This is a genomic window from Mycobacterium liflandii (assembly GCF_022354805.1).
In the GTDB taxonomy this organism is placed as follows: domain Bacteria; phylum Actinomycetota; class Actinomycetes; order Mycobacteriales; family Mycobacteriaceae; genus Mycobacterium; species Mycobacterium marinum.
Window position 1 is genome coordinate 5,130,917 of sequence record NZ_CP023138.1, and the last position, 21,154, is coordinate 5,152,070.

Genomic DNA, 21,154 nt, shown 5'->3' on the forward strand with positions numbered 1-21,154 from the left:
GCTTCCCGAGGGGCTCCCCCGCTGCCCTGGCCGGCAGTCACGACTGCAGCTCCGACGACTGGGCGGGCAACACTGGAAGGAGCAACCGCGACGAGGAACGGATGGTGTTGCGGCTGCTGGTGCCGACACTGGCGTGCCGGAAGCTCATGATGGCCGGAGTTGCCGGGTCCTGGTCGTCGCTGGTGAGGATCAGCCGAATGCGGCAGCCGGCCTTGAACCGTCGAGCGTTGGCCACCAACGGTATCCGGTAGACGACATCCTCACCGATGGGTACGGCCTCCATTTCGCGGCACGGCAGGATAGGCGCGCCGCGCCGGCTGGCCTTCTCATCGACGCGGCGCATGCTGGCCCGAAGCCACCCGGCTGTGACGTCGGATACGGTGCCGTCTCGGGCAACTTCGTGCAGCGTCGCGATCCACGCGGTGTCCATTGCGGTAGCCGCGGCAACGAGACGCAGTTCGATATCGCCGACTACATCAAGGTCCCGGGTAAGCGGCGCACTGGTCCAGGTGAGCATCGAGGGCGGATCGATCGCGCTGGCGGCGGCCCGATTCAAACCACCGCCGAGGACCAGGTACTCACGAGCGCCCGGCTCACCCTCGTCATCGCCGAGTTGCCCGTCAGCGCGCAGCGCAAATTCCCGGTAGACAACGCCGGGCGGCGGCCACGTCTCGGTGGTCCGCCATCCCTCGGCGCCGGGCAACACGTAGCGGATGGCCGGCCCGGCCAGGATCCCGGTGTCGCGGCTCTTGAGCCAATGGTCAAACCACGCCAACGCCTCGAGATGAAGACTCTCCCACGGCCAGGTCAAGCCGAACTCCCCGAGCATCCCCATCCGGGTAGAGGGCCCGTCCGCCAACGCTTTCCACGCCGCGAAGGTAGACGGAAGGTGCAACGGGACGTTCTGCCAATCGCAACCCAGATATACCGGCACATCGATCCGGTCCAGCAGAGGATTGAGATCGCGTTCGTCCCACCACTCATCGCGGGTGGGATGCTCGACCGCCGCCGAGAGCCACAACTGGTCCCACGGGCGCGGATTGTGGTGAATCTTGGTCAATTGACGCAGCATGGTCAGGGCGGCTTCGCCGTTCATGGTCGCAAACTTCTGATGCAGCCGTGGGGTGTTGAGGACCCGCCGGACCAGCCCGACCAGCTTGCCCCGCCACAGCGCGTCGCTTCGTTCCGACGTAATACCCACCATCGTCAGAAACGGACTGACGAACGACGAGCTGAACAGGCCGTGGTGCACGGCAGCCTCGTAGAGGTCAGTGGTCGCCGCCACTGGGAAGATGGCCTTCAGATGCGGTGGCCGCTCCACGGCCGCCTCCAGCTGCGTCATGGCGAAGTAGCTGATGCCGATCATCCCCACGTTGCCGTCACACCAGGGCTGCGCGGCCGCCCACTCCACCAGATCGTGCATGTCACGGCGTTCGGTGGCGTCGAAGAACCCGAAGGTACCCCCGAACCCCCGGTACCACGCACGTTCGCGATCACGTGGACATAGCCCCGAGGCACCCAGAAATCGGTGACGCCGGCCTCGATGAACCCCATCGGGGCACCGAGATCTTGGATTTGCCGCGGATACGGCGAGGCGGCGATCAAGGCGGGAAAACGGCCCTGCGCATCGGGCCGGTGCACATCGGCCAGCAACACGGTGCCATCCCGCACCGGGATCGCAACATTGTTCTCCCGCATCGTGTTGTATTGCGGCTCACTAAGATTGGCGTATTCACGGCCGGTTGTCTGCGGCCCGTTGAGTTGCCGCTCACCCTTGCCCAAGCCGGATGCTTTTTCTAACCGACGAGCACTGCTCTGCACGGCCATGAGGCCTCCCGCCCTGCGGCTTTAGTTTCATCACTCGTTGAGACTATGACCACAGTACTTGCGGGATAATTTCAACGCAAGTGGTAACTTTGTTTGTCGTCGGCCGGCACTGCCGCGCCGTGGGCAGGGGGCAGATTCACGATGGGTGGCAGACGGGTGAAGCCGGGTCCGCGCGACGAGAAGGGCGTACTCGCCGCCCAGATCCTTTCCGTAGCTCGGGATTCCTTCGCTGAAAACGGTTCGGCTGGAACCACTGTCCGCTCGGTTGCGCGGGCCGCCGACGTCGACCCTTCGCTGATCTATCACTATTTCGGTTCAAAGGAAGGGCTGCTCGACGCAGCGACCACGCCACCGCAACGGTGGCTCGACACGGTCGCCGAGACATGGACCACCCCGAAGGCCGACCTGGGCCGCCGGCTCTTGCAGACCCTCCTGGATAGCTGGGCAGACGACGAGATCGGCCCGTCACTGCGGGCCATTTTGTTGACGGCTGCGCATGAGGACGCCACCCGCCTGAAGTTGCGACGCATTGTCGAGAGTTCTTTGATCGGAGTGTCGCAGCTCGACACCGACGAAGATGACCGCCTCACGCGAAGCGGGCTGATCGCCAGTCAATTGATCGGCCTGGCCATGACCCGGTACGTCTGGCAGATCGAGCCAATCGCGTCAATGAGCGATTCCGAAGTCCTCGCGGCGATAACGCCGAACCTGCAGCGCTATATCGACGGCGACCTGCATCCCACGAAGAAGTCGCCCGCCCAACGTCCTCGACGCACACGCAGACCGTGAGTCGCGCGACTAGATCAAAGCCACTTGCCCGGTAAGCACCTGGGTCACCGCCTCGATCATGGCCACAAGAAGCGTGGCGGCGACAGCGCTGAGCAAAATGAAGCCCAGCAGGGCGGGATACAGACTCTCGGGAGCCGAGGTGAGCAGTCCCATCAGCACCGTGCCGGTGACTCGGACTATCTGGGCCTCCACGGCGGTCCCGAACGAACGCACCATCGTCTTCAACCCGTCCAACAGTGAGGCCAGCACCGCATCAATGCCGAAATACGAGGTCGCGCTCGCCGTAAGGTTCTGAACGAACTGCTCATGAAATGCGGCCGCCTGCCCGGCCAGCGTCTGATAGTCCTGGGCGTGGGCGGAGAACAGTTGCGCGATCCCCACCGACACCTCGTCGCCGGCGGCGGGCAGCACCGCAGCGGTTGGGGCCGCCGCCAGGTGCGCCGCACTCAGTGTCGAACCGATAGTCGCCAAATCCGTTGCCGCCGCGGCCATCAACTCCGGCTCTGCTATCACAAACGACATTCCGACCTCCCGGCAAACCAGACAGCCCAGCCATGGGCCGCCGATCCGTCACCGAAATCGTAGGCCGGATTTCGACCACAACGTGGGAAAATCGAATTTCACCTGACCCGCACGAACGCAAGATTGAATTTCAGTCGTATTGATGTTGCGCGTCAAAGCCCTCGGCCAACGCGGTGCGAAACGCCACCACCGCCGGGTGGGCGGTGCGTGATGTACGGGTCAACGTAAACAACTGGCGTTTCGGCGAAGCGGGCAACGGGGCAAGCCGCACCCCGCGCATCCGGTCTTGGCCGAGCAGGGCGGGCAAGATGGCAACCGCGAGCCCTGCCTGCACCATCTGCAGATGCACCAGCAGATCCACTCCGTCGAAGCGCACATCCGGTTCGAAACCGGCGGCGCGACACACGCTGCGCGCCCACCGGCCGGGCACAGTGGGTTCTGGGTCCAGGGCCCACGACGCGTATTCCAGGTCGGACAGCGTCGTCGCGTCGCTCCAGGGCCCGATCCTTGGCATCGCGAGAAACAGCTCGTCAGTTCGCAGGTCCACGCGATCCAGACTCGGGCTCGGCGGCAGCGGCCCGCCCGGATACTCCTCCCCCAGCACCACATCGAAGGTGCCGGCCAGCAGACCCGAAGTCGCCTCATCAGCCTCGCGCTGCGCGACTTCGACGCGCAGGTTGGGGTAATCGCGAGCCAGCGCATCAAGCACCCTGGGCAGCAGTGAGAGCAGCAACGTCTGAAATGCCGCGACCCGCAACCGACCGGCTACCCGCCCTTGGCTGGCTGCCAGCAGGGCCTCGGCCCGCTCCAAGGTAGCGATCGCCAACCTGGTGTGCTCGACGAGCGCCTCACCCGCATCGGTCAGCCGCACGCCCCGGCCCACGGGTTCGATCAGGGCCATCCCGCATTCGCGCTCGAGCTGCGCCAGCTGCTGTGAGACCGCCGATGGACTGTATGAAAGCGCCTTCGCCACCGCGGCCAGCGTGCCCCGTCGCTGCAGTTCGTGCAGCACGACCACCCGCTGCAAATTCAACATCCGCCGACCCCATATTCATCACATTTGCTTACTAGATTAGATCAGAATCATTCGTTGGGCTATTCAATCTGGGCCTGACAGGCTCATTGCATGGCGTCACGCACACCGTTGCCCGTTCTCATGATCCTGGGATCGTGCATTTCACTACAGCTGGGGCGCGGCGATCGCGACGCCGCTGCTGGCGCACTTCGGCGCCGGGCTCACCACCGGCGTGCGACTGTTGTTTGCCGCCACCTTGCTGATGGCAATCCACCGGCCCCGCGCGTTCGGCTGGGACCGACAACAGTGGAGATCAGCAGCGCTGTTTGCGGTGGCATTGGCGGGCATGAACGGCTTCTTCTTTGCCGCGATCGCCCGCATCCCGCTCGGTGTCGCAGTCACCATCGAGTTCGCTGGACCGCTGATGCTCGCGGCGGCATTCTCCCGCCGCCCACGCGACCTCGGCTGCGTGATGGCGGCCGCGGCCGCCATCGTGGTCCTCAGTTGGGACGGCTCGAAATCCGCAGCGCTGAGTCCCGATCTGGCGGGCGTAGCCTTCGCCCTCGTCGCGGCATGCTTCTGGGCGCTCTACATCTTGGCCGGCAAACGCATCACCGGTCAGCAAACGGGTCACGGAGCCCTTTCCGTCAGCAAGTTCATTGCAGCCATTGTGGTGCTGCCCTTCGGGATACCCGCCGTACCCACATTGACCGGGCAACCAGAGAAGCTGATCCCCCTGCTGGGGGTCGCGGTGCTGTCGTCGATGCTTCCGTACTCGTTGGAATTCGCGGCGATGCGCCGCTTCAGCGCCCACACATTCGGCGTGCTGCTCAGTCTCGAACCCGTGGTCGCCGGGCTCGCAGGCTGGATATTGCTGGGCCAGACGCTCAGCTGGGTCCGGGGGCTGGCGATGGTTGTGGTTGTCGCCGCATCCATCATCTGCACCCTCAGCCAGCCATCGCCCGCCTCGGAGCCATCTTCCGCGAAGGAACGGACCCCAACACGCGATCGAGCGCAAGGCAGCGCTGTGGGCCGCCCGCTCGCCCGGGTTCGCAACGGGCTTCAAACGGCACAGCGCCGCGAGCCCGTGGCCGGGCGAGAGGGTGTTCCGTCGCCTGCCGCCGAATGGCTGGACGCCGATGTATCCCTAGGAGATTCGGGGCGCTTTGGTGACAAGATCGCCCGAATAAGCCACCGCGCCAACCCAGTCGACGGCGGCCGCGGCGAGAAGGCACCCATTCGGTCGGCGGCCCAGGTTGGACCCCACTTCGGTGCAACCGGCTCAGCCACTAATCATTCGGCCACAGATGTGCCACGTTGGGCAGATGAGCACCATTCGCCTGCTACCCACGTCACGTCTCAAAGCATTCTCCGACGGCGTGTACGCCATCGTCATCACCCTGCTCGTCCTGGACCTGAAGGTGCCGGAATCCAGCAATGACCTTGGCGGGGCGCTGCTGCGGTCCTGGCCGGCCTTTCTCGCCTATCTGGTCAGCTTCGTGTTCATCGGCAGCTCGTGGCTCGCGCACACCAGATTGACCGTTGCGCTGGTGACCGCGGACGAGGTGTTCAACACGATGAACTTGTTGTTGCTGCTCCTGGTCACATTCCTGCCATTCAGCTCCGCCCTGATGTCCCACTATCTCGTCGGACCGGGGCAGCGGCTGGCGGTCGGTTTGTTCGGCGTGAACGTGACGCTGGCGACAGCGGCAAGCGCCGTCCTGGCCAGCTACGGTCGCTACAAGAGCGAGCTGTCCAGCGCGAAGGATCGCGCGACGCTGGCCGAAATTGCCCAGTCGCGTTGGATGTTCAGCGCACTGATGGGTCTATCGGTAGTGGTGGTGCTGCTGCTGCCGAGCGTGGCCGTGGCGTTTTACCTCTTGCTCTCGGCGCTGATGCTGATACGCCCGCTGCGCATCTTGACGCTCGGCGGCCGACGGCAGGACGATACCGGCGAAAACGGTGCCTAGGCCCCGGCGTCCGGGTCACTGCCATCGCCGCCGTGAGCGGTCCTGGCTGGGCTGGTCGATGGACCCGTCATCATCGACGCGGTAGGGACATCCTCTCGCCGCAACGGCCAAAATGCCACGTTCAGACGCACCTGAATAAACTAAGCTGACGCCACCATGTTGGCCAATGAGACAGTGTGGACTAGGCGGACTCGGTGGTGAAGACGGTGACGCGTCACGACGGCTCGTTATTGGAAAGCCCGGCCTACGGTTCCTGGCTGCTCGGGGATCTGAACGAAAGCCAGCGCGACCGTCGGATCCGCATCCAAGGCATGTTGACCGCTGTCATTGCGGCCACCAACGTCATTGGAATCTGCGTCGGATTGGTACTGGCGACCGTGGCCGCGCCGGCACCACACGTGTTGTCAGACGCCCCCTTGTGGATCACCTTCGCGGTCATGCCGGCCTACGTCGTGATTGCATTTGCCCTTGGCAGCTATTGGCTTACCCGGCGAACCACGCAAATGTTGCGCTGGGCAATCGAGAGACGAGAACCCAGCCCCACCGACCAGCGCAATACGCTACTGGCCCCATTTCGGTTTGCCATCTTTCATCTCCTGGTGTGGGGAACCTTCACCATCCTGCTGACCGCCCTCTACGGCATGGCCAACAGCATGTTCATCCCGAGATTCCTTTTCGCACTGAGCTTTTGCGATCTTGGTGTCACCACCGCCAGCTATATGTTCACCGAGTTCGCGCTACGCCCGGTGGCAGCCATGGCGTTAGCGGCAGGCCCACCGCTGCTACGTTGTGCCCCGGGGATCAGGGGCCGAACGATAGTCGTCTGGCTCACCGGTTCGGGCGTACCGCTGATTGGCATGGCCCTGGTGGTGATCTTCGATGAATCACTATGGCAAATAAGCCAAGCCGAGTTTTCGATATCGGTCGTGATCGTATCGTCGGCAATGCTGGCGCTTGGCTTGCTGCTGATGTGGATCCTGTCCTGGCTCACCACGACACCGGTCAAGGTGGTGTGCGCGGCACTCAAGCGCGTCGAGATGGGCGATCTGCCGGGCGATTTGGTGGTGTTCGACGGAACCGAACTTGGCCAGCTGCAGCGCGGTTTCAACGCCATGGTCGCCGGGCTGCGCGAGCGTGAACGGGTACGCGATCTGTTCGGCAGGCACGTCGGGCGGGAAGTCGCTGCCGCTGCCGAACGCGAACGCCCCAAGCTGGGCGGGGAGGATCGCCACATCGCGGTCGTCTTCATCGATATAGTCGGCTCCACGCGGCTGGTGACCACTCAGCCTCCCGCCGAAGTGGTCAAACTACTCAACCGGTTCTTCGCGATCGTGGTCGATGAAGTGGACCGCCACCGCGGCCTGGTGAACAAGTTCCTGGGTGACGCCGCACTGGCGATCTTCGGCGCCCCGAACCGTCTCGAGCAGCCAGAAGACCAGGCGCTGGCCGCCGCGCGTGCCATCGCCCGCCGGCTGGCCGCCGAAGTTCCCGAATGCCAGGCCGGGATCGGGGTGGCGGCAGGTCAAGCCGTCGCCGGCAATGTCGGCGCCAACGAGCGGTTCGAGTACACAGCGATCGGCGAGCCGGTGAACGAGGCGGCCCGACTCTGTGAACTGGCCAAATCGTTCCCCGGCCGGCTACTGGCATCGGCGGAAACACTTGCCGGAGCCAGCGAAAGCGTCAGCGCCCAATGGTGTTTGGGCGACTCGACGCTGCTGCGTGGACTCGGCCAGCCCACGCGGTTAGCGACGCCGATCGAAACCGCCGAGCTAGACGAGTAGTCGCGCTCAGCGACCACGCCCCGATTCCGGCATTACGGGCTCATCCTGCCTGTCCACCCGATGTCTCGATCTCGACAAGAAGTTATTGAGGATTCGTAAAGACGCCGCGCTGATTCTGAGGTCAAGCCAAAGAGCTAACCAATCAAATCAGCAAAGGAGTCCAAAATGTTCACTCGCTGCTTCGCCGCCTCCCTGGCCGGAACCACCCTGACCGCTGCCAGCCTGGGCCTGGCCGCACTCGGCTTCGCCGCCACCGCCACCGCAGGCTCAACCGACGACGCCTTCCTGGCCCAGATCCAAGCCGACGGGATCACACCGCCCAGCGCGGCACGCGCCATCAGCGACGCACACGCCGTCTGCACCGCGCTCGACGAAGGCAACTCACCCACCACGGTCATCAACGCGGTCGCCGAGTCGACCGGTCTGAGCTCCAAGGGCGCCAAGACGTTCGCGATTGACGCCGCTTCGGCATACTGCCCCGAATACGTCACCTCGAGCTAGCAACAACCACAGTGTGGGGACCCCGGACGACGGGTCCCCACATTCGTCTGCGCCGTCGACCGCAATCCCAACCTCCACCCGCCCAGCGAGCCGGCCGTCACCGTGGGCCGTGCCCCGATTCCAGACCGGGGCACTTTCGCGAAACGAACTGCCGGTGCGCCCCCTCGCTTGCGGCCATATGACTCCGGCAAACCTTCCACGTGAGCTATCGGACGGGTGCATGCTGGATCGGTGAGCGCAAATAGCCTGATCAGCCGCCGCAAAGCGATACTGGACTACCTGCAGGGCACGGTCTGGGTGCTACCGCTAGTCGGCGTGGTGGTCGGCCTGGGATCCGGCGCCATCCTGTCCCTGATTCCCGTCAAGCCTGACTCACTGATCGACAAGTTGATGTTCCAGGGCACGGCCGGCGATGCCCGCGGCGTACTGATCGTGGTGTCCGCCACGATGATTACCACCACCGGAATCGTCTTCTCGCTGACGGTCCTGTCGCTGCAGATCGCATCGAGCCAATTTTCGGTGCGGTTGCTGCGCACCTTCCTGCGGGACATGCCCAACCAAATGGTGCTGGCAATCTTCGCCTGCACCTTCGCCTACAGCACCGGCGGGCTGCACACCGTCGGCCAGCACGCCGACGGGAGCGCGTTCCTTCCCAAGGTCGCGGTCACCGGGTCACTGGCGCTGGCATTCCTCAGTATCGGGGCGCTGATCTACTTCCTGCACCACCTCATGCATTCGATCCAGCTGGACACGATCATGGACAACGTCGGGCAGCGAACACTGGGGCTGATTGACGACTTGTATCCTCGCCCGGACACCCCGGATCGGCGAAGGGAAACACCGCCAACCCCTCCCGCTGAGGCGGTTGCACTGCTGGCCCCGCAATCGGGCTATCTGCAGATCGTCGACACCCACGACATTGTGGCGGCCGCGGCGGCCAGTGGGCACACGGTGCTGCTGGTCACTTTCGTCGGCGACTACGTCACCGCCGGGGGCCTGTTGGGTTGGTGCTGGCGCCGCAGCAGCCCGCCGAGCCCGGCGGGGTCGAACTTTCAGCAGGACTGCCTGCGCCACCTGCACATCGGCTACGAACGCACCCTGCAACAGGACGTTCGGTTTGGCCTGCGCCAGCTGGTTGACATCGCGCTGCGAGCCCTGTCTCCAGCGGTCAACGACCCGTACACGGCAATTCAAGTCGTGCATCACCTTTCGGCCGTGGAGTCGGTGCTGGCGTCCCGTGCGCTGCGAGACACGGTGCGCCGCGATCGCGCCGGGGAGCTGCTGCTGTGGCTGGTCAGACCGGATTTTGCCGCCTATCTGCACGTCGGATGTTCTCAGATCCGCCGCTACGGGTTGCGTGAACCGCTGGTGCTGACGGCGCTGCTACAGCTGTTGAGCGCCGTTGCCCAAAACTGCGCGGACCCCGCGCGCCGGGCCGCCGTGCAGACCCAGATCGCCCTGGTGGTGCGGGCGGCCCAACGTGAATTCGCCGACGAATCCGACCGGGCCATGGTGCTCGGCGCAGCCGCCCGGGCAACCGAGGTCGTCGACAGACCTGGGACCTTAGCGCCGCCGTCCTCCGCGTTCGGCCAAGTGGCCGCCGCTCGGGCGGCAGCGTCGACGGTCGCGCCAGCCAACGCGGCGTCGTTGGCCAGAGACCCCAGAGACCTGGGCCGCCACAGCGCGGTGCCTCCGGCCGGCCGCTCCTAGGCTGACCAACCCCCGATCGGATCAGCGGGGGATCTTGGCGCTACCCAACCGGCGCCCAGTCGCTCCACGAGTTGCCGAAGTCGAGCGCGACCAACGATGACCGGTCCACGTTGACGATCTCGCGGAAATGGTCTTGCCACCCCCACCACGCGCTGACGAAGAACACATGATCAAACCAGCTGAGCTGGTAATCGGGGGGAATCACTTCGCCCTTGTTCTCCGGGGCAAACACCGCGATGGCCAACAGCCCCAGGATGGCAGTTTTCGGTAGCTGGATCTTCCCGTCACTGGCGACCCGTAGTGCCGCACTCCCGTTCACGTACGGAGATACTTCGAACCCGGTAGCCGATTCCTCATCGTGTCCGTGCAACCAACGGTGAATCCCGTACAGGACGTCCGCGATGTCAGGGCGCATCTCGGGCGTCAGGTCCGATCTCACCGCAACCGGAAAGCGCGTATTTTCCAGGTCGACCCCGGGGGTGGCCATCACACCGTAAATGTCGACCGCATCTCGGATCACCCGCCGAAAGCGCGTGCCGGCGCCGAGCGAGGGATAGCGCTTCCTGCTGGTGTCATCCACGGCGTTACATGCGTGAAGCATCGCCACATCCCACATTTTGCGGTCCCACTGTTCGAGCGACTGCTTGACTGATGCACCGACGGTCATGCCGAAAAGGGTATCGGCCGCCGGCAGTTACCCCGATATTGCACCCACCCCACGCCCATTACCGTGTCGCCGCTGATGGCGAATCACTGCCCACACCGATGGGCAGCGACGTCCTCACGATCCAGCGGGAAGCGCCGCTACCGGCATTTGCACCGTGCCCTGGCAGGGGCCGCCGACAATGTCAGTGTGCCAGGTGCCGCGCAGCGACCCGTCCGGCTGAGGCGCGTAATAGGCCCACGACCTCGCCGGTGCCCACACTTTGGCAGCGCCTTCACCCATGTAGCAGTCCCATTGAAAGTCGAAGCGTTCCACCCACTTGGCCCCATCCCAGAAGTAGCGGGACGGCTGGGGCAAGGTCGGATTCTTCGGGGTAGGCCCGTTGGTGGCGGTGGCAACGCACTGTTCGGCCGAACAAGCGGTGACAAAGACGTAGTCGGCGCTAAACGTTGGTTCCATCTGGCTGGCGGCCATGCTGGTGCCGGCTTTTTGTTCGGCGTAGCGCACGAGCGAGTATTTCCCGTTCCACATGGGCATGGCGGCGTGTGCCGGAGTCGACGGTGGCGCGAACATCGCGGCCGCGATGCCGCCGAGCACCCCTAACACCTGAAGGCGAAGCCTCGATCGCGCACGCATCGTGTCCATGGTGCGGCTTGCAGGACGCGGTGCGATCTCAGCGGGGACACGATCGTGTGCAACAACTACGGCCGGATGGGTGGGGCACGCACGCGACAACTCCGATCGCGTTGGCGCAACGAGGTTGCGCTGCCAGCCCGCCAGACGCCGGCGGCAGGACTATCCCCGATGCAGCAGGAACATGCCGTAGGCGGCGATCGACTGGGAGTCGACGATCCCTCCGGTGCGGATCATCTGCTCGACTTCGTCGCGCGCAAACCACGCACTGCGCATGTCCTGTTCTTCGTGCTCGCGCTCCGACTCCCCCTCGGTTATTCCGGTAGCCAGGAACACCCAACCGCGCTGGCTGGTCAGTCCCGGGGCGGTATCGAGCTGACCGAGCGACACAAACGACGCCGCTCGTAGTCCGGTCTCCTCGCGCAGTTCGCGCGCCGCCAGCTCGGCCGGCTCGACGTCGGACAAGTCGGGAGCGGTCCCTTGCGGAAACTCCCACCGCCGCGCACCGACGGGATAGCGGAACTGCTCGACCAATCGGAATCGGTTCCCGTCGTGCGCGATCACAAGCGCATAGGCCGGTTTGTCCACCACGCCGTAGATGCCGGGACTGCCGTCCGGGCGGCGAATGTCGTCCTCACGGAGCACCATCCAGCGGTTGCGGTAGATCTCCCGGGAAGCGACGGGTTCGATGAAGGGCACACAGCCAGTATCACTACCGACACTCGTGGCGCCGGCAACCGCATCGGGTGGGCCCCAGGCGGGGTCGAGGACACACCATTGTCGCCGATCCGGCGGCGCCGGCAAACCCGTTGCGCCCGTCTCTCGGCGACGGTTGCGGTTGCGCAAACCGTGCGGGCTGGTTGAAATCTGTACGGTGCGCATAAGTGAGCGCGAACAGCGAACACCAACAAAGGTGGGTGTACCTATGCCGAACGATCCCGGACCACGGCGAGACCTGTGAGCATGCGGCGTCACATCATCGTCAGCGGCGACGACGCGCTAGCGAACACCATTGTCGAGGAGCTGAACAGCGCCGGCGTCACCATCCTCAAGCTGGACAGCGACGAGCTCAATGACGCCCAGCTCGCTCAGGCCATCGCGGTCATCTGCGCCGGCGACGACGACGCGCGAAACCTCGAAATCGCATTGTTGGCAAGAAGAGCCGACCCGCACGTACGAGTGGTGGCCCGACTGGCCAACGATGTGCTGCGTGAGGCGATGGCCGCTGACAACGGTCCGGGAGCGATCCTTGACGTTGCCGACCTTGCCGCGCCATCGGTCGTCGAGGCGTGTCTGGCCCGCACCGTGCACCCGTTCGAGGCCGCCGGCATCGAGTTCGTCGTCTGGCGCGCGGAGGCGCCGCGGGATGCGACCCTGCGCGAGATCTACGGCGATCTGGCCCCGGTGGCGGTGGTCCGGGAAAAAACTCGCCCACCCCCGGTGAGGTGTTGACCTGCCCGGGGCGCGACCTGCGGGTCCATGCCGGCGACGAGACGGCGATGGTCGGCACCGCCGAAGACTTGGCCGCCCGCGGCATCAAGGTTCCCCGACCGACCTCGACGCGTTTTCGTCTGCTGCGGCTTCAGCAGATCTCCGATGCGGCACGCGCGCTGCGCAACGACGTCAACCCGATGTTCTTCAAGGCTTTGGCCGCGATGGCGACGCTGCTGGCCGTATCAACGACCTTGTTGCGCTTTGCCTACCGCCACCCTCCGGGGATGACGTGGCTCGATGCGCTGTACTTCAGCACCGAGACCATCGCGACGGTGGGCTATGGCGACTTCAGCTTCTCCCACCAGCACCCCTGGCTGCGAGTATTCAGCATTACGTTGATGTTCGCCGGTGTGACCACCACCGCCATCCTGGTCGCATTCATCGCCGACCTGCTGCTGTCGCGCCGCTTCACCCGCTCGGCGGGCCGGCGGCGGGTACGCCAGCTGCGCAACCACGTGATCGTCGTCGGACTGGGTTCATTCGGCATCCGGGTGGTCAGGGATCTGATCGCCGCCGGTTACGACGTCGCGGTCATTGAGCTCGACGAGAACAGCCGCTTTCTGGAGTCGGCGGCCGAGCTGGACGTGCCCGTCATCTTCGGCGACGCGACGCTGCCGCAAACGCTGGAATCGGCTTGCATCGCCCACGCCCGCGCGATGGCGGTACTGACGCAAGACGACATGGTCAATATCGAGACCGGGATCGTGCTGCGGGAAATGTTGGGCGCGGTGAAAGCCAATCGTCGCGATATCCCGCTTGTCCTGCGCGTCTATGACCGTGAGCTGGGAGGCGCGGTTGCCCAGCGGTTTGACTTCGAGAGCGTGCGCTCCACTGTCGAATTGGCCGCGCCTGGTTCATTGGCGCCGCGATGGGGTTGCAGGTGCTGGGCACGTTCTCGGTAGGACAAAGCTCATTCATGGTGGGCGGGATGCACGTGTCAGCGCAAAGCGAACTCGATGGTCTGTCAATGCGTGAGCTTGTCACCGGAACCCGCGTCATTGCGATCACCCGCCCCGACGAGCCGCCACAGTTACATCCGCGCCGCGACACCCGGCTGCGGGCCGGAGACACCGCCTATCTCGTCGGCCCGTATCGCGAACTGTTGGCGACGTTGCGCAAGGGACAGCCTCCCCAGCAGCCCGCCAGCGGCGATGGGCACTGGCCAGAAGTGGCGACGGTCGACAACGTTGGCCCGCTGGACCGGCCGAACTGAACCGGCTCTCACCCCGATGCGCCGGTAGCGCCGGGAGTACCGGACAGCGTTCCGCCGGCCCCGCCAACCCCACCGTCGCCGGGCGGCGCGCTGTTGCCGCCGGGCGCCCCGGCTCCACCGTCGCCGCCGTTGCCGATCAGCCTGGCATCGCCACCGCGCCCGCCGGACCCGCCAGTGCCACCGATCGTCCCGAATCCGTTCCCGCCGGATCCGCCGGCACCGCCGCCGCCGTCGCCATAGAGCCACCCTCCGGTACCACCCGCCCCGCCATCGCCGCCGGACCCACCTGGCCCCACGAAACTGCTGAGCTGTAGCCCGCCGTCGCCACCAGCACCTCCCGCACCGCCGGCACCCACCAGCAGGCCGCCCGCGCCTCCGCCGCCGCCGTTGCCGCCAGCCTCACCCAAGATGCCCAACCCGGCCCCGCCGTTCCCGCCGGCGCCGCCGGCGCCCACCAGTCCGGCTGCCCCGCCGCCACCACCAGCTCCGCCGGCGCCGCCCACCCCGCCGTCCCCACCGAATCCGCCGGTCCCGCCGTCGCCATAGAGCAGCCCACCGTGGCCTCCGGCGCCGCCAGCGCCACCGGCGAAGTGCGAACTGGCAGGACCGCTTGTCGCACCCGCACCACCGGTCCCGCCAGATCCGCCGGCGCCGAGCAGCCCGGCGTCCCCGCCTGCGCCACCGGCTCCGCCGTTGCCGCCTTTGGCGAACCCGCCGTCACCACCCGTGCCGCCACTGCCGTACAACCAGCCGCCATGGCCACCATGGCCACCGGCTCCACCGGGACCGAGACCGGTGGCGGCTCCTCCGAAGCCGCCGTTGCCACCGGCACCGAACAACCAGCCCCCGTTGCCTCCGGCGCCCCCGGCCGCACCGCCGCCGCCGGCGCCACCGGAGCCGCCGTTGCCGATCAGCCCGGCGTCCCCGCCGGCACCCCCGGCCACCCCGGTGTTTGTGCCCGCCGCACCGCTACCGCCGTTGCCGTACAGCAGTCCCCCAGCCCCGCCGCCTTGCCCGGGTGCCGTCCCATCGGCGCCGTCGCCGATCAGAGGACGTCCCAGTAGCGCCTGGGTGGGCGCATTGAGCACGCCAAGCAGGTCTTGCTCGAGGGTTTGCAGTGGCGAGGCGTTGGCCGCATCGGCGGCCGCATAGGCGCCGCCGGAAAGGTTCAGCGCCCGCACGAACTGGGTATGAAACGTGCTCGCCGCGGTGCTGAGCGCCTGATAGGCCTGCGCATGGCCGGCGAACAACGCCGCGATTGCCGTGGACACGTCATCTGCGCCGGCGGCCAGTATCCCCGTCGTCGGGAGCGCCGCGGCCACGTTGGCAACGCTGAGAGCCGCACCGATGCTGTCCAATTCCGTTGCCGCCAGCGCTAACTCGTCCGGTACAGCAATGAAATAAGACATTGCTAGCCTCCTGGCTGCGCCGCCGCGAGCAACAACAGCGTATCGCCGCGCACCCGCGACAGCCAGGGTCTACCTGACGTGTTCGCCGACCCAGGACTCAGGCCGCACCGAACCTCGTCACCACATCGATTGCCCGACGAAGTTGATCGACGTCCGAGGACGTCGGGATGAGCTGGACTTCGTCGGTGCCGATCTCTTCGAACCGTCGCAGCACGGCAAGCAGCTCGTCTTCGCTGCCCGCCCAGCCCGTCGTGGGCGCCATCGCATCGACGTACTCGGCCGGGATCCAATTCATGTAGCGCCGCAGATGCCGATGCACCTGTGCGCGCGCGTCGGCCTGCGGCCCGAAAGCGAACCAGAACGACGTCGCCAGGTGCGGCTTGGGCTTGCCCGCCTGCGCCCACGCGGCCCGCGCGACGTCGAATAGCTCATTTTGCTTGGCGACGTCGAGGTCCAGGGTGGTACCCGCTAGACCGTCGGCCCAGGGTGCGGCGCTGCGCAGGGTCTTGGGCCCGATGGTGCCGACCAGCAGTGGCGGGCCTCCCGGCTGGACCGGTAGGGGTCCGACGGGCCGCACCGACTCGCTGATCTGCTCACCCGCCCACACCCGCTTCATGACTGCCACCCGCGTTGCCATTCCGCCCATCGTCTGGGTCTTGGGGTCGGCCCCGACGGCGAGGTAGTCCTCACGCCTACCTCCCACCCCGATTCCCACGGTCAACCTCCCACCGCTCAACATGTCGCCGGTGGCCAGCGCTTTGGCCAGCATGACCGGGTCATGCAACTGCGGCACAATAACGGTCGTCACCAACCGCACCCGATCGGTCCAGGCGGCCAATGCCCCGAGCAGGGTCGAGCTGTCGGGGTTGTCGAATGCGATCCGCTCGCCCCAGCACAGCGCGGAGAACGGGCCTTCGTCGACGGCACGCGCCCAGGTCTTCAGCACATTCGCGTCCAGATCGGGCTCCATTACCGGCATCGTCATAGCTATCTGCACAATCGCGATTCTGGCAGCATGGGGCGGATTGGTGTATCGAGCACATCAATCGGGCACGTCCGGCTCACCGTTACCGACATCGAGCGATCGCGGCGGTTTTACGAGAGCGTCTTCGAGTGACCCGTGCTGATCGAGCTTCCCGCGAACGCCGACGAGGCAACACGGCGCCAGCTGGCGTTTCTGTACGGCGGGGTGATCTACGACCTCGGCGGGGCACTACTGGGGTTGCGCCCGGTCGCCAATGACAGCTTCAACGAGAATCGAGTCGGCCTGGACCACATCGCCTTCCGAGTGGGCAGCATCGACGAACTAAATAGTGCGGCAGCGCATCTGGATGATCTCGGCATTGCGCACGAGCCCGTCAAGGACATTGGTCCGTCCTACATCCTGGAGTTCCGCGATCCCGACAACATCGCTCTGGAACTCACCGCACCCAAGTAGCCGGCCGGGCGGCTTGCGAGCGTGCGCGAAATGTCAGCGTTAACGGCGTGTCGAGGTGCCGACACGCACGCTCGGCACGGACAGGGGTAACGATGGCCATCAGCTTCAACCACACCATTGTCGCGTCACACGACAAGCGAAAATCCGCGGAGTTTCTGGCAGAGCTGTTGGGTCTGCCGAGTCCAGTGACATTCGGCCCCTTCCTGGTGGTCGCGCTCGAGCACGACGCCAGCCTCGACTTCGCGGATGTGCCCGAGGACGTGGAGATTCACCCCCAGCACTATGCGTTCCTCGTCTCCGAGCAGGAATTCACTGAGATCTACGGCAAGATCTCCTCGCGCGGCTTGCCGCACTGGGCAGACCCGGGTGCCCGACGTCCCGGCGAAATCAACCACCGCGATGGGGGTCGTGGGGTGTATTTCCCCGACCCGGCCGGGCACTCGATGGAGATCCTCACCCGACCGTACGGCTCAGGCTCCTAGTCGCCGCTGCGCGCCGAGCCGTGCCGCTCGAACTCCTGCGCCCGGTAGGCGTCGGCGAGTTTCGCGACGTGTCCGGGCAGCGCCCCCGTGGCGACATCGGCCAGCGTCGTCTCTTCCAACACTGATCGCATGCTGGCGCGCAGGGCCCGCCAGACATCGGTCAGCGCCGTGGTGGGCCCGGAGTAGGGCAGGTCGCCCAGCCCGATGTCACGAACGCTGGCCAGGGGCCCGTCGATGCAGCGCAGCACGTCGGCGATGCTGATGTCGGTCCCGGGACGCGCCAGTTCATAGCCACCGTCGCGCCCGCGGTGGCTGCGTACCAGGCGGTCGGTCCGCAGGTTGGTCAGGATGTCGACGAGGAACTGCGGCGGTATGCCTTGAGCCTGCGCCAGGTCCTCGGTCTTGATCACCGTCCCGCTGTCGGCTGTCGCAAGTTGGACCATCGCGCGCACCGCATATTCCGCTTTGGCCGACATCCGCATGCTCAGGATTGTGCCATCCGCCCCCGGTTACCAGACGCGACGCCAGATGTTGCTGCAAAGAGCCGGGGAATCCAGCCCGCCGAGGCGACCGAACTAGGGCCGCAGCTCGAGCAAGTCGATGACGTCTTGCGCTTGCTGGTCGACGCTACGTGCCGGCGTGAGGCGCAGGTCAGGATGCTTCGGGCGCTGGTAGGGGCTGTCTATCCCGGTGAAATGGGTGATCTCACCCGCACGCGCCTTCGCATACAGACCTTTGGGATCGCGCCGCTCGCAGTCGGCCAGCGGGGTGTCACAGAACACCTCGACGAAGTCGAATCCGGCGTCGGTGTGCACCTTGCGAGCTAACTCACGATGCTCGGCCAGCGGGCTGATCGCCGGAACCAAGACGACATGACCACAATCTGCGAGCAGCACCGCGACATGGGCCAGCCGACGCAGGTTCTCCGCGCGATCGGCCATGCTGAAGCCCAAGTCCTCGTTCAATCCGTGTCGTAGGTTGTCGCCGTCCAGGACGTACGCGGCGACGCCTTCTTCTAGCAGCTTGCGCTCGACAAGCATGGCCACCGACGACTTGCCGGCACCCGACAGGCCGGTGAGCCAGACGGTCCTGCCCCGCGGCCGCTCCGTCGTGGTGACCAGCGACTGGTGGCGCACCGTGTTCGGACTCGGTGTGTGGGTCGAGACGTCGCGCAACACCATGCCCGCCGCGACCGTACCGTTGGTGTCCGGGTCAATGAGAATGAAAGAACCCGTGCTCGAGTTTCGGGTGTATTCGTCGAGCAACAGCGGCACCTGGGTACGCAGCGAAATGCGACCAAGTTCGTTGAGCTTCAGTGCAGTTGCCGTCTTGTCGCGATGCAGGGTGTTGACATCAAGCCGGTAGTCCAGCGCGGTGACCCTTGCGCGGGTGGTCCGGGTGGTGTGCTTGATGACGTAGTCACGCCCTGGCTCCAACACCCCCGAATCCGCCATCCAACACACGGTTGCGTCGAAGTCCTGCGCGACTCTGGGCTGGTTGTTGGTTCGGGCAATCATGTCGCCACGCGAGATGTCGATCTCGTCGGCCAGGCTCAGCGAGACGGCCATCGGCGGAAATGCTTCCGGCACCGGACCGTTGGAGCCATCGATCGCGATGATCCGGGTCGCCTTGCCGATCGGCAGGACAACGACCTCATCCCCTGGGCGCATCACCCCACTGGCGACGGTGCCCGCGTAGCTGCGATGGTCCTGGTGCTCCAAGGTGTGCGGCCGGATGACGTACTGAACCGGGAATCGCACGTCAACCAGGTTGCGGTCACCGGCGATGTAGACCTCTTCGAGATGGGACAGCAGTGAGGGCCCTTCGTACCACGGCGTCTGGTCCGATTTGGTCACCACGTTGTCGCCATGCAACGCCGACATCGGGATGGAGGTGACGTCTTGCACATCCAGGCGGGCGGCAAAGGCGTGGAACTCGTCGCGAATCGCCTCGAATTTTGCCTTGTCCCAACCGATCAGGTCCATTTTGTTGACGGCGAGGACAAGGTGACGAATGCCCAGCAGCGATGCCAGGAAGGCGTGCCGGCGTGATTGTTCCAGCAGGCCGTGCCGGGCATCGACCAACACGATCACCAGCTGCGCGGTGGACGCACCGGTAACCATGTTGCGAGTGTACTGGATGTGCCCCGGGGTGTCGGCGATGATGAATTTCCGCTTCGGAGTAGCGAAATAGCGGTAGGCGACATCGATGGTGATGCCCTGCTCACGCTCGGCCCGCAGGCCATCGGTGACCAGCGCGAGGTCGGTGTATTCGTGACCACGTTCCTTTGAGGTCTGTTCCACCGAGGCCCACTGGTCTTCCATCACGGCCTTGGAGTCATACAGCAGGCGCCCGATCAGCGTGGACTTACCGTCGTCGACGGAGCCGGCGGTTGCCAGGCGCAACAGCGTGGTGGATGCGGACATCAGAAATACCCCTGCCGTTTGCGGTCTTCCATTCCAGACTCGGAAATGCGGTCGTCGGCCCTGGTCGCCCCCCGCTCGGTGAGCCGCGCCACGGCGGTCTCCGCGATGACCTCCGCAACGGTTGCGGCCTCCGATTCCACACATCCGGTGCACGTCACGTCCCCGACGGTGCGGAACCTCACCGTCGCCTCGAACACCGGCTCGTCCGCGCCGGGCTGCATGTGCCGATCGACGGCCAACAGCATGCCGTCTCGCTTGAACACCTTGCGCCGATGCGCAAAGTAGATCGACGGCAGCGTGATGTGCTCGGCGCCGATGTAGGACCAGATGTCGAACTCGGTCCAGTTGGACAGCGGGAACACCCGGATGTGCTCGCCTTTGTGGTGGCGTCCGTTGTAGAGATTCCACAGCTCCGGCCGCTGCGCCTTGGGGTCCCACTGGCCGAACTCGTCGCGGAAACTGAACACCCGCTCCTTCGCGCGCGCCTTCTCCTCATCGCGGCGGGCACCCCCGAACGCCGCGTCGAACCGGTTCTCCCGGATGGCACGCAGCAGCGTCACGGTCTGCATCGGGTTGCGCGACGGGAAGGTCTCGACGACCCGGCCGGCGTCGATGTCGTCCTGCACCGATGCCACCACCAACCGCACTCCTGACGCTGCGACCAGCTCGTCGCGGGTCGCGATGACCTCGTCAAAGTTATGGCCGGTATCCACGTGCATCACCGGGAACGGCAGCCGCCCAGGACGAAACGCCTTGATGGCCAGGTGCAGCATCACGATGGAGTCCTTGCCGCCGGAAAACAGCAGCACCGGACGTTCGAACTCGGCGGCCACCTCACGAATGATGTGCATCGCCTCGGCTTCCAGCGAGCGCAGATGACTCAATTCGTACTGGCCGACGGCGGGGCCCGTTGTTACACCACTGGTGGTCATGGCTTCACCTAACATGCAGAATCAGAAACTCAATACCTGATAATTTTGGTAGAACTGACCATACTTATTGCTAATGTTACCTACGGAACCAGTCCTGCCCTGCCGCTGTCAATGAAACTATTGGGAAGCGCGCGGGCAGCTTTGGGAACTTCTTTTCCAGCCGTCGTCGATACGCCAGCATGGACGGATGTCCAATGCTTCAGGTTCGGCCGACAATGCCAGCGGTCGGGACGTCATCGCGCAGTTTCTGCCGCAGTCGCCGTTCGTCACGAAACTGGGAATCGTCGCAGATCACCTCGGTGCCGATGAGGTGCGGCTTCGGCTGCCGTGGCAGGGCTCCGGCGTTGT

19 protein-coding genes and 3 pseudogenes are annotated in these 21,154 nt (G+C 65.4%); 10 read left to right on the forward strand and 12 right to left on the reverse strand.

The features are described from left to right. Positions 1–37: 37 nt before the first annotated feature. A complete protein-coding gene (locus tag CKW46_RS22730) occupies positions 38–1,423 on the reverse strand; it encodes a CocE/NonD family hydrolase (protein WP_499018295.1) in 1,386 nt (461 codons plus the stop codon). Next, complete coding sequence (locus CKW46_RS22735; protein ID WP_499018296.1) at positions 1,363–1,782, reverse strand: CocE/NonD family hydrolase; 420 nt, start codon at positions 1,780–1,782, stop codon at positions 1,363–1,365. Before CKW46_RS22735 ends, CKW46_RS22730 begins: the two co-directional genes overlap by 61 nt. 186 nt (positions 1,783–1,968) lie before the next feature. On the opposite strand from CKW46_RS22735, the gene CKW46_RS22740 reads away from it, so the two are divergent. Then, positions 1,969–2,616 carry a TetR/AcrR family transcriptional regulator gene (locus CKW46_RS22740; RefSeq protein WP_012395696.1) on the forward strand — a complete coding sequence of 216 codons (648 nt, stop codon included), beginning with the start codon at positions 1,969–1,971 and terminating at the stop codon, positions 2,614–2,616. A 9-nt stretch (positions 2,617–2,625) separates the two neighbouring features. On the opposite strand, the gene CKW46_RS22745 is transcribed toward CKW46_RS22740, so the two are convergent. Both CKW46_RS22745 and CKW46_RS22750 read right to left on the reverse strand, forming a co-directional pair. Then, positions 2,626–3,138: a PE family protein gene (locus CKW46_RS22745; RefSeq protein WP_117437742.1), complete on the reverse strand. Its 513-nt coding sequence runs from the start codon at positions 3,136–3,138 to the stop codon at positions 2,626–2,628. Between the two features lie 130 nt (positions 3,139–3,268). Continuing rightward, the gene (locus tag CKW46_RS22750; RefSeq protein WP_482052436.1) at positions 3,269–4,174 is read right to left on the reverse strand and encodes a LysR family transcriptional regulator; all 906 of its coding nucleotides are present in this window, start codon (positions 4,172–4,174) and stop codon (positions 3,269–3,271) included. Positions 4,175–4,385: 211 nt separating this feature from the next. On the opposite strand from CKW46_RS22750, the gene CKW46_RS22755 reads away from it, so the two are divergent. The 5 genes from CKW46_RS22755 to CKW46_RS22775 all read left to right on the forward strand — a co-directional run bounded on the left by CKW46_RS22755 (position 4,386) and on the right by CKW46_RS22775 (position 10,115). After that, positions 4,386–5,594, forward strand: a complete 1,209-nt coding sequence (locus CKW46_RS22755) for an EamA family transporter (protein ID WP_240274635.1) — start codon at positions 4,386–4,388, stop codon at positions 5,592–5,594. After that, the gene (locus CKW46_RS22760) at positions 5,533–6,123 is read left to right on the forward strand and encodes a TMEM175 family protein (protein WP_252872669.1); all 591 of its coding nucleotides are present in this window, start codon (positions 5,533–5,535) and stop codon (positions 6,121–6,123) included. The genes CKW46_RS22755 and CKW46_RS22760 overlap by 62 nt, the downstream gene beginning before the upstream one ends. A 194-nt stretch (positions 6,124–6,317) precedes the next feature. Next, positions 6,318–7,904 carry an adenylate/guanylate cyclase domain-containing protein gene (locus CKW46_RS22765; protein WP_482052437.1) on the forward strand — a complete coding sequence of 529 codons (1,587 nt, stop codon included), beginning with the start codon at positions 6,318–6,320 and terminating at the stop codon, positions 7,902–7,904. A gap of 165 nt (positions 7,905–8,069) precedes the next feature. Next, positions 8,070–8,405 (forward strand): DUF732 domain-containing protein, encoded by a 336-nt coding sequence (locus CKW46_RS22770; RefSeq protein ID WP_117437746.1) that lies wholly within the window; start codon positions 8,070–8,072, stop codon positions 8,403–8,405. 207 nt (positions 8,406–8,612) lie between these two features. Next, complete coding sequence (locus tag CKW46_RS22775; protein ID WP_482053462.1) at positions 8,613–10,115, forward strand: DUF2254 domain-containing protein; 1,503 nt, start codon at positions 8,613–8,615, stop codon at positions 10,113–10,115. Between the two features lie 40 nt (positions 10,116–10,155). Here CKW46_RS22775 and CKW46_RS22780 read toward each other — a convergent pair whose 3' ends face one another. From CKW46_RS22780 to CKW46_RS22790, 3 genes are all read right to left on the reverse strand, one after another. Beyond that, the gene (locus tag CKW46_RS22780) at positions 10,156–10,782 is read right to left on the reverse strand and encodes an Rv1289 family protein (RefSeq protein ID WP_012395703.1); all 627 of its coding nucleotides are present in this window, start codon (positions 10,780–10,782) and stop codon (positions 10,156–10,158) included. Positions 10,783–10,896: 114 nt separating this feature from the next. Next, positions 10,897–11,424, reverse strand: coding sequence for an Rv2253 family sensor-like surface protein (locus tag CKW46_RS22785; RefSeq protein ID WP_012395704.1), 528 nt, complete (start codon positions 11,422–11,424; stop codon positions 10,897–10,899). A 150-nt stretch (positions 11,425–11,574) separates the two neighbouring features. Further along, positions 11,575–12,111 (reverse strand): NUDIX domain-containing protein, encoded by a 537-nt coding sequence (locus CKW46_RS22790; RefSeq protein WP_020788166.1) that lies wholly within the window; start codon positions 12,109–12,111, stop codon positions 11,575–11,577. A 264-nt stretch (positions 12,112–12,375) separates the two neighbouring features. On the opposite strand from CKW46_RS22790, the pseudogene CKW46_RS22795 reads away from it, so the two are divergent. After that, positions 12,376–14,119: pseudogene (locus tag CKW46_RS22795) on the forward strand (NAD-binding protein). An 8-nt stretch (positions 14,120–14,127) separates the two neighbouring features. Here the strand turns inward: CKW46_RS22795 and CKW46_RS22800 are convergent. Both CKW46_RS22800 and CKW46_RS22805 read right to left on the reverse strand, forming a co-directional pair. Further along, entirely contained in the window at positions 14,128–15,528 is a 1,401-nt protein-coding gene (locus tag CKW46_RS22800) for a PE family protein (RefSeq protein ID WP_499018303.1), read from the reverse strand. A gap of 97 nt (positions 15,529–15,625) precedes the next feature. Beyond that, positions 15,626–16,513, reverse strand: a complete 888-nt coding sequence (locus CKW46_RS22805; protein WP_117437555.1) for an LLM class flavin-dependent oxidoreductase — start codon at positions 16,511–16,513, stop codon at positions 15,626–15,628. A 39-nt stretch (positions 16,514–16,552) separates the two neighbouring features. On the opposite strand from CKW46_RS22805, the pseudogene CKW46_RS22810 reads away from it, so the two are divergent. Together CKW46_RS22810 and CKW46_RS22815 are read left to right on the forward strand one after the other, a co-directional pair. Then, positions 16,553–16,966: pseudogene (locus tag CKW46_RS22810) on the forward strand (VOC family protein). Positions 16,967–17,058: 92 nt separating this feature from the next. Further along, entirely contained in the window at positions 17,059–17,448 is a 390-nt protein-coding gene (locus CKW46_RS22815) for a VOC family protein (protein WP_011741660.1), read from the forward strand. Here the strand turns inward: CKW46_RS22815 and CKW46_RS22820 are convergent. The 3 genes from CKW46_RS22820 to cysD all read right to left on the reverse strand — a co-directional run bounded on the left by CKW46_RS22820 (position 17,445) and on the right by cysD (position 20,821). Beyond that, positions 17,445–17,930 carry an Rrf2 family transcriptional regulator gene (locus CKW46_RS22820; protein WP_012395710.1) on the reverse strand — a complete coding sequence of 162 codons (486 nt, stop codon included), beginning with the start codon at positions 17,928–17,930 and terminating at the stop codon, positions 17,445–17,447. The two genes, CKW46_RS22815 and CKW46_RS22820, sit on opposite strands and share 4 nt — an antisense overlap. 93 nt (positions 17,931–18,023) lie before the next feature. Then, a complete protein-coding gene (cysC, locus tag CKW46_RS22825) occupies positions 18,024–19,874 on the reverse strand; it encodes an adenylyl-sulfate kinase (RefSeq protein ID WP_117437556.1) in 1,851 nt (616 codons plus the stop codon). Then, on the reverse strand, positions 19,874–20,821 hold the full coding sequence (gene cysD, locus CKW46_RS22830; RefSeq protein ID WP_174524070.1) for a sulfate adenylyltransferase subunit CysD: 948 nt from the start codon (positions 20,819–20,821) through the stop codon (positions 19,874–19,876). The genes cysC and cysD overlap by 1 nt, the downstream gene beginning before the upstream one ends. A 172-nt stretch (positions 20,822–20,993) precedes the next feature. Here cysD and CKW46_RS22835 point away from each other — a divergent pair. Beyond that, positions 20,994–21,152, forward strand: a pseudogene (locus CKW46_RS22835) (PaaI family thioesterase); the annotation flags it as partial. Between the last annotated feature and the right edge of the window lie 2 nt (positions 21,153–21,154).